The 16,514-nt window shown below is 55.0% G+C and carries 11 protein-coding genes; 4 read left to right on the top strand and 7 right to left on the bottom strand.

The features are described from left to right. Positions 1–89 precede the first annotated feature (89 nt). Together ACR0BI_RS21710 and asnB are read left to right on the top strand one after the other, a co-directional pair. Positions 90–1,952, top strand: coding sequence for a PKD domain-containing protein (locus ACR0BI_RS21710; RefSeq protein WP_170399554.1), 1,863 nt, complete (start codon positions 90–92; stop codon positions 1,950–1,952). Positions 1,953–2,048: 96 nt separating this feature from the next. Beyond that, positions 2,049–4,004 (top strand): asparagine synthase (glutamine-hydrolyzing), encoded by a 1,956-nt coding sequence (asnB, locus tag ACR0BI_RS21705; RefSeq protein ID WP_170399551.1) that lies wholly within the window; start codon positions 2,049–2,051, stop codon positions 4,002–4,004. On the opposite strand, the gene ACR0BI_RS21700 is transcribed toward asnB, so the two are convergent. Next, positions 4,001–4,927 (bottom strand): glycosyltransferase family 2 protein, encoded by a 927-nt coding sequence (locus tag ACR0BI_RS21700; protein WP_480563007.1) that lies wholly within the window; start codon positions 4,925–4,927, stop codon positions 4,001–4,003. The genes asnB and ACR0BI_RS21700 overlap by 4 nt on opposite strands. Before the next feature lie 449 nt (positions 4,928–5,376). On the opposite strand from ACR0BI_RS21700, the gene xrtD reads away from it, so the two are divergent. Further along, on the top strand, positions 5,377–6,975 hold the full coding sequence (gene xrtD, locus ACR0BI_RS21695) for a VPLPA-CTERM-specific exosortase XrtD (RefSeq protein WP_170567787.1): 1,599 nt from the start codon (positions 5,377–5,379) through the stop codon (positions 6,973–6,975). Positions 6,976–7,298: 323 nt separating this feature from the next. Here the strand turns inward: xrtD and ACR0BI_RS21690 are convergent, their stop codons facing one another. Continuing rightward, positions 7,299–7,976, bottom strand: a complete 678-nt coding sequence (locus tag ACR0BI_RS21690; protein ID WP_170399542.1) for a class I SAM-dependent methyltransferase — start codon at positions 7,974–7,976, stop codon at positions 7,299–7,301. A gap of 130 nt (positions 7,977–8,106) precedes the next feature. Beyond that, on the bottom strand, positions 8,107–9,156 hold the full coding sequence (locus ACR0BI_RS21685; RefSeq protein ID WP_480437946.1) for a glycosyltransferase: 1,050 nt from the start codon (positions 9,154–9,156) through the stop codon (positions 8,107–8,109). A gap of 388 nt (positions 9,157–9,544) precedes the next feature. Here ACR0BI_RS21685 and ACR0BI_RS21680 point away from each other — a divergent pair, with 388 nt between their 5' ends. Further along, the gene (locus ACR0BI_RS21680) at positions 9,545–10,405 is read left to right on the top strand and encodes a hypothetical protein (protein WP_480879191.1); all 861 of its coding nucleotides are present in this window, start codon (positions 9,545–9,547) and stop codon (positions 10,403–10,405) included. Positions 10,406–10,422: 17 nt separating this feature from the next. Here the strand turns inward: ACR0BI_RS21680 and ACR0BI_RS21675 are convergent, their stop codons facing one another. The 4 genes from ACR0BI_RS21675 to ACR0BI_RS21660 form a co-directional block, all read right to left on the bottom strand. Beyond that, complete coding sequence (locus ACR0BI_RS21675) at positions 10,423–12,870, bottom strand: tetratricopeptide repeat protein (RefSeq protein WP_480563009.1); 2,448 nt, start codon at positions 12,868–12,870, stop codon at positions 10,423–10,425. A gap of 124 nt (positions 12,871–12,994) precedes the next feature. Next, positions 12,995–13,825: a CpsD/CapB family tyrosine-protein kinase gene (locus ACR0BI_RS21670; RefSeq protein ID WP_170399530.1), complete on the bottom strand. Its 831-nt coding sequence runs from the start codon at positions 13,823–13,825 to the stop codon at positions 12,995–12,997. 30 nt (positions 13,826–13,855) lie between these two features. After that, positions 13,856–15,394 carry a GumC family protein gene (locus ACR0BI_RS21665; RefSeq protein WP_170399527.1) on the bottom strand — a complete coding sequence of 513 codons (1,539 nt, stop codon included), beginning with the start codon at positions 15,392–15,394 and terminating at the stop codon, positions 13,856–13,858. Further along, positions 15,391–16,272, bottom strand: a complete 882-nt coding sequence (locus tag ACR0BI_RS21660; RefSeq protein WP_170567779.1) for an ExeA family protein — start codon at positions 16,270–16,272, stop codon at positions 15,391–15,393. Before ACR0BI_RS21660 ends, ACR0BI_RS21665 begins: the two co-directional genes overlap by 4 nt. Between the last annotated feature and the right edge of the window lie 242 nt (positions 16,273–16,514).

The following is a 16,514-nucleotide window of genomic DNA, read 5'->3' as shown; positions in this document are numbered from 1 at the left end:
CATACGAGCCCGCAACTTAAATAGGGTTGTGTTTCTCATCAGATTAACGCTTGCTAACAAGGTAAAATTTCCAGCCGGGAGTCCCCTACATGTCTGAAGGTGCTACAGCTGAAATTACCGTTATGCGCCGCTCAGTTTGGCAGGTGTCCCCCGATGCCGTCTTTTTTGAAGTGACGGTCGATGGCTTTGACGCTGTGGCGCCAACCGCTGGTCAAATCTATGACAGCCGGTTTCATGACTTATACTATTTTTGGGACTTTGATGATCCATACGATTTCCAGGCGCCAGAGAACCTGCCTGGTAAACACCTAAACGCCGGTGTCGCATATGGCCCTTGGGTCTCACATACGTTTCGCACTCCGGGCAGCTATCGCGTTTCGGTTTTCGTCATCGAACCAGCTTCGGGAAAGACAGCCACAGCATCAACCGATATCGTGATCGAAGACCCTGGCGCCGTATTTCCAGCCCGAAACACGCTTTTTCTCAGCCCCTCCGGCAATTTCGAACATTCTCCGCCTCGGGCTCGGCGCCTTAAAACTGGCGATATCAGCAGCGTTTTTAACGACAATATTGCAGGGCAAGAAGCGGCACCCAAAAGGATCGTGTTAAATCGGGGCGAAGAATATACCTTCTCCGGCATTTCGCCTGGGTTTGGCGGACATACCCCATCCTTCCATATTGTCGCAGGAGACGGCAATGCTGACAGGCCGCTGGTTTTTTGTACAGGAGGGGTTTTCTGGAACGACATCGCCCCAAGAATCCCAAACCCTTCCAAAGATATGGTTTGGCAAAATGTGGTTCTTGAGTCCGGGTTTGATTCAACCTCGGTTCTGGGCGGAGAGCACCCCATCCTGTTCACTTGGTTTAATAACCCACCGCATTTGGCATTGTTGGATGGGTGCTCCGTTTCAGGTCTTCTGGCTGCAATTATTGTAGGCCAAACCGAAGGTGGTCATTCTGTCGTTTTGAACGATACGGTTGTCACCAACTTTGGTACGGCGGTTCTAGACGCCAGCTTTGAAGGGTTTGCCATCACCGGCTCTTCAATCATATCTGATGTCAATGCTCTGATCGATTCAACCGGCAATGGAGGATGGGGGGCTCGATTGGCGGGAAATGCTGTTGTTTCGATCATTCAAAATTCTGATTTCTTTATTCGACAAGGATGGTCTGGAAATGGCAAAATTATTGCGACGCAGCCGTGCTTACGATTGAATGCAAGCTCTTTCGAAGGCGCCAAAATCAACTGCCAGGCGAATGCCTTTGAGGGAGGTTACAATGTTGTGACAATGGGGCCGGGTGAAGGTCAGAAAAAGCGTCCCATAAATGCTTTGTTTGAAAAAAATTACGTGGTTGGAGGGTATCAAACTGCCAATCTCGTAAATTTCGGTTTTGGGGGCACCACCATCCGAAACAACGTTTTTGTTCTGCCGGATTCTGAACAATCTCTTGGAACCACGAACCCTCATGCATTTATTTTATTGGACGGACATAATGGCGGTTCTTCCACATCCCCAGACAACAACTCCGCTCCGATTTCTATTTTAAATAATACGTTCGTGAACCGGCTCCGACGAGACGCATATCAATGGGATGTTGCTGACAATATGGCAATATTTGTGAACTGGCAGGACCATTTCAATAACATCACGGTCGCCAACAATGTTGTCTATCAAACGGGAACTGATGACCCAATGATCGGTGACGCCCCACTTTCCAGTTCTGTCAATGTTTTCTTCACTCCCCGCGAGAGAGGCTATCAGTCATCTACAGTCGATCTTCGCGCACAAACAGCCACACTAAATACCCCCGGTATGTTTGATACTTATGCCCCCCTGCCCGGCTCCTCGGCGCTTGGTGACGCCGATGAAACCCAACCTATCGCTTATGATGATTTTTTTGGCAACCAGCGACCACAATACCCGTCTCGCGGCGCGCAAGAAGCATCATAAAAACAGATTGTCCGCGCAAGAGACTGTACGCTTGCCTCATGTTCTCCGCCCCGGCATTAAGACTAGGGAAATTTGTTAAGGTATTAAGACCACGTTATGTGCGGTATCACCGGTTTTCTCTGGCCTCCGGGTCGCCCTCAGGTACAGGACGCTCCGACCTGCGTTCAGGCGATGATGAGTGCCATTGCTCATCGCGGTCCTGACAGCCAGGGCCATTGGGTCGATGAGGAGGTAGGCGTTGCCCTGGGCCATCTGCGACTGGCCATCGTCGATCTGTCACCTGCGGGACACCAACCGATGGTGTCGTCAACCGGGCGTTACCAACTGGTCTACAATGGCGAGATCTACAACCACCGAGCCCTGCGAACCGAATTGGAAGACACAGGTAAGGCGCCGGAATGGCGCGGTACATCCGATACCGAAGTCATGCTGCGTGGCTTCGAGGTCTGGGGGTTCGAAGAAACGATCCGGCGTACCCAAGGCATGTTTGCCATCGCGCTGTGGGACCGCGAGGAGAGGAAGCTTCTGCTGGCGCGCGACCGTTTGGGGGAAAAACCGCTTTACTATGGCTGGCAGGGCACTGGAAAAGACGCACTATTCCTGTTCGGGTCAGAACTCAAAGCACTGCGCACGCATCCCGCGTTCCGCGCCGAAGTGCGCCGCGACGCGCTGGTGGCGATGCTGCGCCACGGTCATGTCCCCGAAGACCTGACGATCTATGAAGGGCTGATGAAGCTGCGTCCGGGCGAGATGGCCGAAGTCTCGCTGACAGCCCCCGGCTTCGCCCGCAAGTTTTACTGGAACGGGGGTGCCATTGCTGCCGCTCCCCGCGGCCCGGTGCCAACTGATGCTGAGGCCATCAACCAGCTTGAAGCACTCCTGCTGGATGCTGTCGGCAACGAGATGATGTCAGACGTGCCGCTTGGAGCCTTCTTGTCGGGCGGCATCGACAGTTCGACCATCGTGGCGCTGATGCAGCACCTATCAAACAAGCCGGTACATACCTTTTCCATCGGTTTCCACGAAGCCCGCTATAATGAGGCCGTATTCGCCGCCGATGTGGCGAAACATCTAGGCACGCACCACACAGAACTTTATGTAGGCGACACAGACCTGCGCGACGTGATCCCTCGATTGCCTACTATCTATGACGAACCTTTCGCCGACAGTTCTCAAATTCCGACGTTCCTAATTGCCGAACTGGCGCGCCAACACGTTACGGTGGCGCTTTCTGGCGACGGTGGAGATGAGCTTTTCGGCGGTTACGACCGCTATCAGCAAGGCGCGGCGCTGCTCAGAAAGCTGGCATTGATGCCCTCCCAATTACGTCGTCTTGGGGCGGGGGCCGTTCGCGCTCTCCCCGCAACGCTTCTGAACCAGTTGATCGAGCCCATCCGCGCAACTCCGCAAGGCAAGGAACCCAACGGTCAGCGTCTGCATCGCTTGGCCAATTATGCCGCGAGCCACAACGTAGATGAACTGCACCGCAAGATGGTATCGGTTTGGCGCTTCCCAGAGGCCGCAGTCATTGGCGGTTCCAACCCGCCTTCGATCCTGGCTGATCATCTCCCTCCGCGTGGCGATCTGGGTGTGATCGAACGGATGATGCAGTTGGATATGTTGGCCTATATGCCTGACGACATCCTGACCAAGGTCGATCGGGCGACCATGGCTGTGGCACTGGAAAGCCGCGCGCCCCTGCTCGATCATCGAGTGGCCGAGTTTGCCTGGGGGCTGCCCCTTCACATGAAGGTCCGCGGCGGCCAATCGAAATGGCTGCTCAGACAGGTGCTCCACCGATACGTCCCCCGAGAATTGATCGAGCGCCCGAAGATGGGTTTCGAAGTTCCCATCGGCCTATGGTTGCGCGGAGGGCTCAAGGACTGGGCCGCTGCCCTGCTGGCCCCCGAGCGCTTGGCCCGAGAAGGATACCTGGACCCCGTCCTGATCGGGCAGCTTTGGTCCCAACACCAAGCTGGGACCCACAATTGGGGTCATCAGCTGTGGAATGTGCTGATGTTCCAGAGCTGGCTGGAGATGTATGCAGACTAAGTTGAGCCGAGCGACCACGCCCGGGCTTTTGCGGCCTCCTGCTCTGCAATCGCCCGAGCTTTGCCTTTGAACAACGCCCGACGCTGATAGGCCCGAATGAAAGCGCGCAGCTCGGGGTCATCGAGCTGCTTTTCCCTCCGAAACCAGGCCCCCAGATAACCCCGCACTGTGGCTAACCCGCCCAGCACATATGGCCTGTCGGTCATCCGAAAGATTGCCGTCGCCAAAAAGAAAAGCGGGTCGGACCCCATGAAATACTGCCCGAACCCGTGGCGGCGGCGACCGGTATAGATTGAGGTTTGGCTCGACCCCATGGGCCTCAGATGTTCAAACCTCAGGTCGGGGTCATCCCACGAACGCGCAATCCAACCCAACTGGCGCGCCTTATGACAGTCGATGGCGTCCCACATGACCTCGCGTACGAAGCCGCCGATATCGGAGAAGCATTCACGGCGGTAGAACTTGGTCATACCGACACTCATCTCGTCACCACGGCGCTCCGAGATCAGCTTGCCATCCTGACGAATATAGGGCTTGCCCGAACAGGTGCCGAGCCGCGGGTCAGTCTCCATCCGTTCGATCAGCAATTCGAAATAGCGCGGCGGCAGGTCCAGATCGACGTCGAGCTTGCAAAGATAGGCATAATTTTCCAGCGAAACAGTGTCTAACCCTGCATAAAACGCGTCAATCACACCAGGACCAACGGCCCGATGCCCGCGGTCGGACGCGGAGACGATGCGTATCCAGTCATGCTTTGCGGCATATTCGGTAAGAATATCCATCGACCCATCGGTTGAGCCGTCATCGACGATCACCCAGAGCGACGGCGTCTCGGTTTGCGCCACCACACTGTCGAGCGTGCGCCGCATATAGGCCGCTTCGTTCCGGCATGGAGAGATCAGGACAAAGGTGCGGTCAGTCATAAACAATCAGGCAGTTTGCAAAATCTTTCAGCGTTTTGTCCGGCCTATCCATAATGTGTGAGGTATATAGGTTTATTAAATCTTTTATATCTCGCCCCCGTGTTCTGATCCTTGCAGGAGACTGTAACTTTATATGGCCTTCATTACCGGCGGTCGGATACAAATACTCGCGCGCAATGGTGACCTCTCCGGCAATGAGGAACAAATTTCGCCATGTGCTGAGTAAATCGTAGCCTCGAACCAAGCTCAAGGCCATTGAAACATTTCTCCACCGCCGCGAAGGCTATGCTGTCAATCTATGTACTTCTAACACAAAAGCCGCCTAGACGATGAAGATCTATGACATGATTTTGTCTGGTGGGCGTTTGAAAAGCTTTAATGACTACGCTTAGGATGACATAGCTTCCGCAAGATACGGCAACCCGGCCCGACCAGATAAACAGATCCTCATGACTGAATCCGCAGCCCAAACCGTTCTGAACCACCGTGTAGGTAAAAGCCTGCACTTGGGCCTTTTATGGCTTTTGGTGGCGACGGTGGGGGCGTTCATATTTCTATCACCAGGACTTGATGCGCTGCGCATTGCCTGGGGCCTGCCAGAGTACTCACACGCTCCGTTGATCCCGGTTCTGTCCGGGCTTCTTTTCCTCCGCCAACTCAAAGACTACCCCGAACGGCCCGGACCCATTGGTGATCGTTGGGTCGGAGTGGCAGTCGTGGCATTGGCACTCGTTTTTGGTGCGTTGGCACGGCTGGCTAATATCGACGACATGGCCGCCTATGCGCTGATCCTTTGGGTCGGCGGCATTCTTTTGATCAGCTTTGGCTGGTCCACCGGAAAACACTTCTGGCCGCCGGTACTGCATCTTGTCTACATGCTACCGCTGCCCGACACGCTCTATTACAAGATGTCTACCTGGCTGCAACTGATCTCATCCGAATTGGGCGTATGGATGCTAGGGCTTCTGTCCGTACCGGTCTTTCTTGACGGCAACATCATTGATTTGGGCGTCACCAAACTGCATGTGGCCGAGGCCTGCTCTGGGCTCAGATACCTCTTTCCGATCCTCAGCTTCAGCTACATCTTTGCCATCCTTTACAAGGGCCCGATGTGGCACAAAGCTATACTGTTGATCGCGGCCGCGCCGATCACCGTCATCATGAACTCGGTCCGCATCGCCATCGCGGGAACCGTCGTCAACTACTACGGGCTCGACTGGTTGGACGGGTTTACCCATTTCTTCGAAGGATGGGTGATCTTTGTTGCCTGTGTGTTGCTTCTGTTTGTTCTTGCCCGGATCATGCTGTTCTTTAACCCCGTGAAGATGAGCCTTACCGAAGCTCTGGATCTGGAAACGGACGGGCTTTGGACTCAAGCCAAACGCATACGTTTGGTTCAGCCTTCAGCCGCACTAATCACGGCCGCCATTCTGGCCGTCGGGGCCGTCGCAACATGGCAGATGATCCCCGAACGCGGCCAGATCGAAGTGGCCCGTGAACGCTTTGCACTTTTTCCCCGAACCCTCGGCGACTGGCGCACAACCCCCCATCAGCGGCTTGACCCAGTTGTGGAGGAGACGCTTGGCGCCGACGACTACCGCCAGGTCAATATGACCCGAGCGGATGGCGCTGAGGTCGGACTTTTCATGGCCTGGTATGCGGATCAGGGTCGGGGTGGCGTTCATTCGCCTGAGATATGCCTGCCCGGTAGCGGCTGGGAGATCGCCTGGCTAGAACGAACCGACATCGCTGCAGAAGTCGGCAGCGCGACGCCCTTCATGATCAACCGCGCAATCGTTCAGCACGGCGAGGCGCGGATGATGGTTTTCTACTGGTTCGACCAAAAAGGCCGAAAGGTAGCATGGGATCTAGCAGCAAAGTTCTGGCTGATGGTGGACGGCATCCGAGAAGGGCGGACAGATGGGGCACTCATCCGGTTGAGCACGCCGATTAGACCAGGTGAAAGTGATGCAGCAGCGGAAGAAAGGCTGCTGGATGCGCTGATGGCGATTGAACCGCCATTGCCTCGGTTTGCACCGGCGGGATAAACCGGGTCTAAACTCTTGACGCACCCCGGAGTGAAATGAACAACGAGGGATGTTCCGGGTTTTGGACGCATCGTCTCAAATCCTATTTTGTCATTCTAAATTTCTGGATTTAGTTCGATTCTGAACGATATGGATGATAAGTTCGCCCGTGCGCCAATATAGCCCAAACGGTTCGAGCAATTTTGATTGCCAAGGCGACTACGACTAAGCGAACGGGCTTTTTCTCCAGCACAACTCTAACCCAAAGCGCGTTTTTCACCATTTGAGTTCCGTCTCGGTACGAGCTCAAGCTAGGCTGCAATGAATGGACTGGCTTTCGGCGCCTACATCTGCTCTGAAACCCGGCCCTTGCTGTTAGACGGAGGTTTGTAGGCCACGTAACTCTTGGGGAACCCAAACTTCCATTCCGTCCACAGTATGCAATTAGGGAACAAAGACAAAATTTCAGCTCTCAGTAAGACAGTTGTCCCGGCCACCATGTCCGTCCAAGCAGGCAATTTCTTATACCAACGAGAAATTAATCGGCGTTTTAACCACTCAGGATAGGCCCACCAAAACGGCATGTTGCAATGAGCTTCAATTGGAAACCAAATAGAAGGAGTTTGAACCCAGTAGCTTGGCGCCAGTCTCAAGACCTCTTCAGCCATCGCTCTACGCTTGTCGATCGCACCAACATGCTCAATCACACTATTGGAAAAAACTATGTCATAAGACAAGTCATTGGCAAAGTTTACGTCACATGCGTCTCCGTCCAAAATTTCAATCTCATGCAACTCGTGACTTGCATCAACCGTCTTCTCAGGATCTGGCAGATTTACGATTGTCAGTTTCAGAGGGACAGGGAAACCTCTCCAAAATTCTACCGTTCCCCCTAAGTCGATGATGCGTTCGCCGCCTTTAATTTTCATACGCTTCAAAAACTGAGCTTGGCGACGTTCGCGAGCCGCATCGGAAAATGGCTTCTTCATACTCATCAACGTATTGAATAAAAGATACTTCATATCGAACCCTTATGATATGTTTGCATGAAACATGTTCGTGGCTTTGTCGCACAAACCCGGTGAAGCTACCCATTGATCCGGGCTGCGGGGGAAGGTCACCACAAGACGACCTTCCCGGGCAATCCGTTGTTTAAAGATACTTCTTAATGATCTCGCAGCGGTGCTGGAAGACCGCATCGTCGGTATAACCCTCTCCATCCCGCAAGGCTCGGGCCATCATGTCTCCGAGGAGTAACCGATCTCCAGCAATCGACTGCACTGTTTCACTCAGGGCAGCGACATTGTTCAGTGAAACGAGTTGTCCTCCACCATGAGTCGAAATCAGATCCTCGGGATAGGCGCTGCTATAGCCGACGATCGGCGTGCCAGAGACCAGCGCTTCGATTAGGCATCGCGGGGATTCCGGCGTCTTGTGGCAGAAAAGGAAAATATGGGCCTGTCGCAAGTGGTCGAAAACCGCAGCGCGGTCATTCACGAAACCTGTGAAGGTGACGTGGCTCTCAAGGCCTGCGTTGGCGACGCGCGCCCTCATGTCTGCTAGATCCGGTCCATCACCCAGCCATGTGGCTTGGAAATCCACTTGTCGCTTGGCAAGTGTCTCAAGAACCTCCACCCAGTCTTGCGGACCCTTCATCGCGCTCGCCCTTCCTGTATAGACGATCTTCAGGGGCCCATTGTTCGCAGCGACAACCTTAGCCTTCAGAGCTTCGGGAGGGAGATGTTCCGAGGCCTTGATGTGGATGTCGTGCACGAGTTGTGGTTGGCGGCAATAGGGGGCATAGGTCTCATAGGTTTCCTTGCCGTGAAACAGGCCCAGAGCCGCGCGTCGGATGATAAATTTTTCCCATTCCCACATGGGCCGATGTTCTAACCGCGCTCTGATCCGGCGATGCCAGAGCGGGTTACTAGACGCTGTGCGGCGGGTTACCTCAGATTCCACCCGGTCGGTCCAGATCGCAAAGGGTCGACCCGCCATATGGGCCTGCCAAGCCCCAACCGATCCCCAATCTCCAGTAAGGCCACCGATGGAGAAGGCTACGTAGTCAGCTTTGTCGATCTCCGCGCGTATTAGATTCCGGGTGGCTCGATAGTGGCGAAAAAACTGATCAGGACGATAGGCCGTTGGCAGAGGCAAGATACGAATGCGATCCAAGTTTGGCCCAACGTTATTGATTGGCACCCAAGCGTCTGGCAACTTTGTATGAGAGACGGGGTGCATCGTAATCAATTCATCAAAATGTTCCGCCCAGAGCCTCAGCCCATTGCAAGCTTGATCCTCAAGATACAGTCCGGAATCGGTTTGCACTAATGGTACTGGCGCATAAATTAGTAGCTTGCCCGAGTTGGTCATGAAGATCTGTGTATCCCGTTATGAAATCGATTCCAGAATGTATACCTTGCAATGAACTAGTTACCGCTGCACATATCCAATAGGGTTCATTTTACCATTAAACACGCACACGAATACGAACATGTTTTTACATCGCATCAAACGAAAACTCACGCCACTATTGCTACTTTTTCTATCCGCTTGCGGCCTGGTCAACCGCTGTAGCACGCCTGATCCGGTGGACGAAGCGCAATTCAGCATGATCTACGATAGGCCTGCATCGGCACCCGAGGGCCCACTCAATGTCTATCATCTGGGGCACAGTCTCGTGGGACCATACATGCCGGGGATGTTGCAGCAATTGGCGGAACAGGGCGGCAGCGAGGGACACAGTTTCAACAGTCAGCTTGGTTGGGGGACGCCGCTACGTGCGCATTGGGAGCCAGATGTGGTGATCAATGGGTTTGAAGAGTCTAACGGTCCTCCCGCCTTTCGGGATGCAAAGGAAGCCATGGCGTCAGGCGACTATGACGCGGTGGTGTTGACCGAAGCGGTCGAGATCAAGGATATGATCAAGTATTTCGCGCCGCATGAATATCTGCGCAACTGGGCCGTCGCCGCTTGGGAGGGCAATCCAGAGACACGTGTTTACCTTTATGAAACCTGGCATCCATTGGATGATCCGGAGGGTTGGCTCACACGGCTCGACCGGGATTTGAGTCTTTATTGGGAAGGCGAGATTCTCAAACGCACGCTGGCCTATGAAGAAGTCGACAAGCCGATCTATGTCATCCCAGCCGGGCAGGTCATGGCAGCTTTTGTGCGCAAGGTTGAGGCTGCTGGCGGGGTTGGGCCCATCCGTGATCGCAACGATCTGTTCCATGACAACATCCACTTTAGTGAATACGGTGGCTATCTCGTGGCGCTCACTCACTACGCTGTACTTTATGGGCGCTCGCCCGTTGGCTTGCCTCACCAATTGCAACTGGCTGATGGTAGTCCGGCTGCTGACCTAGGTCCCGAAGCGGCGAGGTTGATGCAGGAGACCGTTTGGGAAGTGGTCACATCTTATCCACCAAGCGGGGTGCCCCAAAACTGAAAGCGGCGCGGGCCAGACTATTCCTCCGCAGGTGGGAGTGCTTCCAGCCGCGTGATCTCGTCGCGGGCGATGGCTATCTGCGGGCGGGGGTCGTCTTCCCCCGCAAACTCCAGTACCCGGCGGTACTGTGCGATGGCGTCCTCATCGCGCTCCAAAGCGGCGTAAGTCTGGCCGAGGTGGAATTGAACGATTGGATCCTGCGATAATTCTGCGGCGGCGCTTTCGAGATAGGGCAGGGCCTCTTCCGCCTCACCGCGGCGAAAGACAAGCCAGCCATAAGTGTCCTGAAAGGCGGGCACATCTGTGCCGTTCAGGCGCCGGGCTACAGCCCAGGCGCGTTCAAGGCCGGCGTCATCTGTCTTGTGGTTTGTCAGCAGGCTGGCGAGATTGTTGGCGGCAACAAGGTCGTTGGAATTGCGCTCATAAAGCAGCTCATAATTGGCAATGGCGCCGTCAATATCGCCAGCCGCTTCCAATTCCCCGGCTTGCGCCCAAAGAAGTTCGCGGTTGTAGGGCAGAGCGGCGCGCCCGTCACGCAGGGTCTGTGAGGCGCTGTCGTCTTTTCCCTGAAGGCGCTGGAGGCGATAGAGTTGGACCCAAGCCCGACCCCGTCTGGGATCTTCTTCCACCAGGATCTGAATCTGATTTTCCGCCACATCCAGTGCGCCATTGGCGGCATGTGAGGTGGCCAGAATGAAACGCAGGGCTGCATTGTCAGGATATTCCGCGACAAGCGCCTCAGCCTGTCTCAGGGCTGCCTCTGTTTGCCCGCTGCTGAGGCGTGCGCGCAGAAGCGCAATCTGAGTGTTGAGGCTGGCGTCTTCCCGCTCCGCGAGTTCGCGCAGATATCCAAGCGCCTGTTCGACGCCTTCGCGGCTGCCCAGAAGCCGGGCCTGAAGCGCATCCGCCACTGCAAGGGTCCGCTCTGTGCTGATGCGGCGCAGGCGCGCGATCACGCTGTCAGCGCGCGCGTAATCTTCCGCAGCCAGATAGACTTCGCCCAGAAGCACCAGAATATCCGCATTGTTCGGTGCCCGACGCAGGGCCGGGATCAAAACCTCTTCCGCCGCGATATAGCGTTCGTCACTTGCCAGAACCCGGGCATAGCGCAAAGACGGTTCAGGCGCATTGTCGGAGGCATCCACCGCCAGCGCAAGGAAATCGCGGGACAGTTCGTGATTGCCAGCGCGCGCATAGGCCTGGGATATCAGGTCCATGGCGGCGACATCATCGGGCGCCGTATCAAGGGCTAGACGCAGCGTGGCGATGGCCTCGTCCGCTTTGTCGTCCTGGATCATCCAGGCCGCCTGCATCTTGAGCGCTTCGACACTGTCGCTGTCTGCTTCGAGCGTGTCTGCCACCAGTTGGCGCGCGCGGGTCTCGTTGCCGGTCTGAAGCAACATCCGGGCCAGTGTGATGCGGATGCGGTTGGCTGTGTCGGAGTCTTCTTCGGTGCCTTCCAGCATTGTTTGCAGCGTTTCGATCGCCGTGTCTTCTGCGCCGTTTTCGAAATCGATGGCCGCAAGAATGATCTGTATCCGTTCTGGGTCCGCTGCGACCTCCAATGCAGCGCGCAGCTCGGCGCGTGCGGCGTCTGGCCCCTGTCTCTGGTTTATGAAACGCACTAGATCGATGAAAAGCGTAGGGTCTTCTGCCGCCGGATCCGACACCTCGCGGAGAAAGGCTTCCACCTTGTCAGGCTCGCCCCGGGCCAGCAGGAACTGAATGAGTTGGGTCTTAGGTTCATCATCCTCGGCAAACCGGATGACTATGTCGCGTAGCTGTGTTTCAAGTGCTGTGAAGTCGCCTTGCCGTTCGAGCAGGACAAGTTTTTGCGTATAGAGATCGCGATTGTCCGGCTGCTTGGCGATCATTCTCTCCAGCTGTACCAAGGCCTGATCGATGGCCCCGTCGCGGACATAGGCGTCAAAGAGGATCAACTGCAGGATGTCATTATCCGGGGCCTCTTGTGCCAGACCCGCAGCCTGATCGCGCACGGCATCTCGTGCTGGACCATCGCGCGCCTCCAACGCTTGCTCATATTGCAAGGCCAGCGCGATCATCTCAGTGCGCGGCGCGTCAGGCGCGAGAGCAATCACCTCGGTTGCATGGCGGGAGAACTCTTCCCAGTTGCGTGCCGCAAATGCAATCTCTGCCAGTACCGTGCGCCCTTCGACATGATCAGGCACCTGTTCGACCAGCCGCAGATACTGGCCATAGGCGGCCTCCTTGTCGTCTTTCTGCAGCATCAAAGCTGCCATGGTTTCGCGCGCTGCGACATGGTTGGGCATCAGTTCAAAGACATTGCGTAACTCGACCGCCGCCCGGTCGAGATCCCCTTCTTCGATTAGTTCTTGGGCTGAGGCGAAATAGGCTTCGGCGCGCTCTTCAACGGACTTACAGGCCGTCAGGCCCAAGCAAAGCATGAATGTCAGAAGCAGTCGCCTCAAGATTCGGGGAGGCATAGATTTGGTCCTAATCATGGTCGCCTATTCGGTTCTGCAGTCTTTTGTATGTTAAACTGCTCTATGTAGGAGCGTTTGCCTTCAGGGCTTCACTGTTCCTGTCAAACCCTGCCTCTGCCAAACATCAGCTCAGATCGCTGTCAGAGAGTGTGCCACGGCGGCAGCCATTTAATGCCACTCCCAAGACATTGGTATTGGCGGCAACCTCGATTTCAGTCCGATCAAGCTTTTTGAACTTGGTATATTCCGCCCGTGCCACGATCAAAGCGCAATCGACATTTTTGAGGAACGCCAAAGCTTTGTCAGAAGAAAGGGCTGAGGGTAGATCGAAGATCATGATGTCGGGAGCATAGTCGCGTTGGATGTCATCGAGAAACTCAGCTGTGCGGTCCATCATCAGAAAACGCGTGGGGTCTTTTTCGGGATGAGGTGAAATCGACACAGCCACATTGTCTGTCACCCGCACCGCCTGTTTTTCAAAGGCGATCATATCCGTGAGCACTTCCGGCAGACCATAGCGCATCTTGAGATCGAAAAACTCATGCACCGAGGGTGAGCCAAGATCGAGATCAAACAACATTGTGCGCGAACTTGTATGCCGTCCCAGACCCAGTGCAAGATTGCAGGCCAACGTGGTCTTGCCACAAGATGGTTCCGGCGAAGTGATCGCCAGACGCGACCAGCCGTTTTGCTCCATCTGAAGAATAATCTTGGTGCGTAGAAGGTCAAAAGGGGTGGCATCACTGTTTGCCTCGCCCGCGATGATCCGGTGCTGTCGCAGCACCGCAGGCGACAGGTCAAAGCGGGGCAATGCCTCCCAGATGGTTTCTGTCGTATTAGATTTGGAAGGCTTGCGCACGTGTTGATCTCGCAGAACGGGACCTGGGCGTACGGTCTCGGTAGCCTCATGGCGTGCGGCGCGCGCCTTCGCGAGAGCGGCCTGCAATTTTTCCATCCAGCTTTACCCTTCTAACCGTGGCGTCTTTCAAGCCAGGCCCATCTGGACCAGAACCCGGTTCACCAATATCTCGAGCGGCACATATTCAGTATGTACGTAATAAAGCGCCGCTGGCACAGCTACTATCACAATAGCCAAAGCACTCAGCCTAAGCAGGCGCCGCCGCCATTTCTCTCCCCGGCTTTCCAGATAGGGGATGACGCCAATGGGCACGATTTCAAACCGGGACTGCAACTCTGCAGGATGGCGCACCCGCTGATTGAGCAGTTCAAGAAGCATGAAATATGCCAGCGCCAATGCGCCACCAACAGCGCCTCCCATCACCGCGATTTTTTTGCGTGCCGGCCCAGACGGTTCCTGCGGTACGCTGGCGCCTTCGATGAGGCTAATACGCTCGCCTTGCGCATTGATTTCTATTCGCTCTGCCATGCGAGCTTGGTTAAGATTGCCCAACACTGAGTTGTAGCGGGTTCGGGCGCTTTCGAGATCTTGTTCGAGACGCTCCAGCGTAATCGAATTGGTGGCCGTGGCGGCAATTGCGCGACTTAGTCGCTCCAATTCTTCGTTCACGCGCACAATCTCCAGATCGATCTCTTCGATGCGTGAATCCATTTCTGCCAGTGTGATGTCGAGAAACGTCGGCTCTGCCTCCGTCCCCTCCTGCCAATCCCCGGGATCCCCGCCGGAGATTGCGAGTTCTAACTGCTCAATCTGTCTGCGCAGTTGAACAACCCGCGGATTGGAATCGGAATAAACGGTCAAATCCTCCGCCAGTTGAAGCTCGAGTTGCTGCAGGCGCTGCTCTTCTGGCGAAAGTTCTCGTCGCGTATCGGAACCAAGCCGCCCCGTTGCTTCAAAAACGGCGATCATCTCACTTCGTTGACTAACAATGGAAGCCCGATCCTGCTCAAGCCGACCAAGCCTCTCCTGCAATGTGGATTGGCGATCTTGCCGATAGCTGAGATCTTCTGGAAGAGCGTCGACATTTTCATTCTTGAAGGCGATGATCCGACTGGATTCTTCTTCTATTTCTCCAGCAAGCCGCGCGGCCTCCTGTTCAAAGAAAGACAAAGTGTTTTCTGTCCGCTCGCGTCGGAAAGAACTATTCGCCTCCAGCACAAGGGTCACATAATCATTAACGACATCTGCCGCGATTTGGGCGTCTCTGGCATCAAATTGGATGGCCATCAGGGAGGCTTGACCGCGCCCACCACTGCGAAGGATTCTGGTACTGTCCCGCATCGCCTGCACAATCCGGTCGGGCGTCATTGCAGCCATGCCTTCGAAGACCTGATGTCTCTGGGCGATATCAATGAGATTGGCCCGTGTCATCAGCTGTTCTTCTATCAACTGCAACTGCTCGGCCACTTCGGTTCGGATCGTAGATACCACCATTTCATCGGGGATTTGCGGCGGATCCACCTGCAATCGTGCTGAGGACATGTATGTCGGCGGCAATTGCAAGGCTGTGACAACCCCAAGCCCGGAGCAGATCAGAAACAGCGCCATCATGACCGGCAGGCGCCGCTTGAAGAGAGACCAGTAAAATCGAAATGGCAGGTTCATTTGGCAGATTTTCCAGTCAAGACGTAATGATCCGCCAATGACACAGGCGCAGCTACTGTCTTCAGGATCACGCCATCGGCGATCAATTCCTCGATCGTTGCCTCATCAACACGCGCCTGATCAGCGCTGGCAGCATAAACCAGCGCCAAATCGCAAATCTTGTTGATCATCCGCGGCACCCCACCGCTATAGTCATAAATCTTGTTCAGAGCGGCTTCAGTGAACTCCTGGCCGCTGCCCCCGACATGCCGAAGGCGGGAAATGATGTAGTCACAGCTGGATACTGCATCCATGGCCCCCAGATGATAGCTGACAGAGACGCGCTGTGCGAATTGGCTGAACTCTGGCTGCGAAATCATGTCACGCAGTTCCGGCTGGCCAATCAGGATCAGTTGCAACAATTCGTCTTTGCTGGAATTGACATTGGTGAGCATGCGCAACTCCTCCAATGTCTCTTCGGAAAGGTTTTGCGCTTCATCAAGGATCAACAGGACCGATCGACCATCTGCATATTGCCCCAGCAGGAAATCGACAAATTGTTGGTAAAGCTCCACATAGTCGGCATTAGTGTCGTACGGCAAGTCAAAGGCGTTGAGCACCCAGCGTAAAAGCTCGCCGCGCCCGCCCTGCCCATTGGAGATGAGCCCCACCACCACATCATTGTCGATGCGCTCCAGCAGCGCATAAAGCGACGTGGTCTTTCCCGCGCCAACCTCACCTGTCAGCAAAGTAATCGGTGCGCGCGTCACCAATCCGTATTCCAGCACCGAGAACGCACGCTTGTGGCCTTTGGACCAGAACATGAAATCCGGATCTGGTGGCAGCGCAAACGGACGCTCCCGAAACTGGAAATGTTGGAGATAAAGATCCGCTTTCAAGATACTGATCCAAATATTCTGGTCCGTTGGCCGGGCACGATATTCCGGTTCGAGCCCAATGCATACAATATTCTCGCCCAACGGACTATAACGGCCCTTTTGACACGTTTAAGATAAAGCACTTGGAGCTCGGATTAAATGGGTAGGGTTATTCGAAACAGAGTGTTTCCGATGGGCCATGTCTGACGTCAGCACCAATGGGACAGTTGAAGGTGATTTGATTAGAGAGGGTTTCTGGCTCA

The sequence above is a fragment of the Ruegeria sp. E5 genome (genome assembly GCF_056534105.1).
Note: the sequence above shows the minus strand (reverse complement) of the source record. Positions and strands in the feature narration are given on the sequence as shown.

What these genes read in the sequence shown, in the direction of transcription:
- ACR0BI_RS21710 (WP_170399554.1), top strand. Translation starts at nt 90, where the DNA reads ATGTCTGAAGGTGCTACAGCTGAAATTACCGTTATGCGCCGCTCAGTT.
- asnB (WP_170399551.1), top strand. Translation starts at nt 2,049, where the DNA reads ATGTGCGGTATCACCGGTTTTCTCTGGCCTCCGGGTCGCCCTCAGGTA.
- ACR0BI_RS21700 (WP_480563007.1), bottom strand. Translation starts at nt 4,927, where the DNA reads ATGACTGACCGCACCTTTGTCCTGATCTCTCCATGCCGGAACGAAGCG.
- xrtD (WP_170567787.1), top strand. Translation starts at nt 5,377, where the DNA reads ATGACTGAATCCGCAGCCCAAACCGTTCTGAACCACCGTGTAGGTAAA.
- ACR0BI_RS21690 (WP_170399542.1), bottom strand. Translation starts at nt 7,976, where the DNA reads ATGAAGTATCTTTTATTCAATACGTTGATGAGTATGAAGAAGCCATTT.
- ACR0BI_RS21675 (WP_480563009.1), bottom strand. Translation starts at nt 12,870, where the DNA reads ATGCCTCCCCGAATCTTGAGGCGACTGCTTCTGACATTCATGCTTTGC.
- ACR0BI_RS21670 (WP_170399530.1), bottom strand. Translation starts at nt 13,825, where the DNA reads ATGGAAAAATTGCAGGCCGCTCTCGCGAAGGCGCGCGCCGCACGCCAT.
- ACR0BI_RS21665 (WP_170399527.1), bottom strand. Translation starts at nt 15,394, where the DNA reads ATGAACCTGCCATTTCGATTTTACTGGTCTCTCTTCAAGCGGCGCCTG.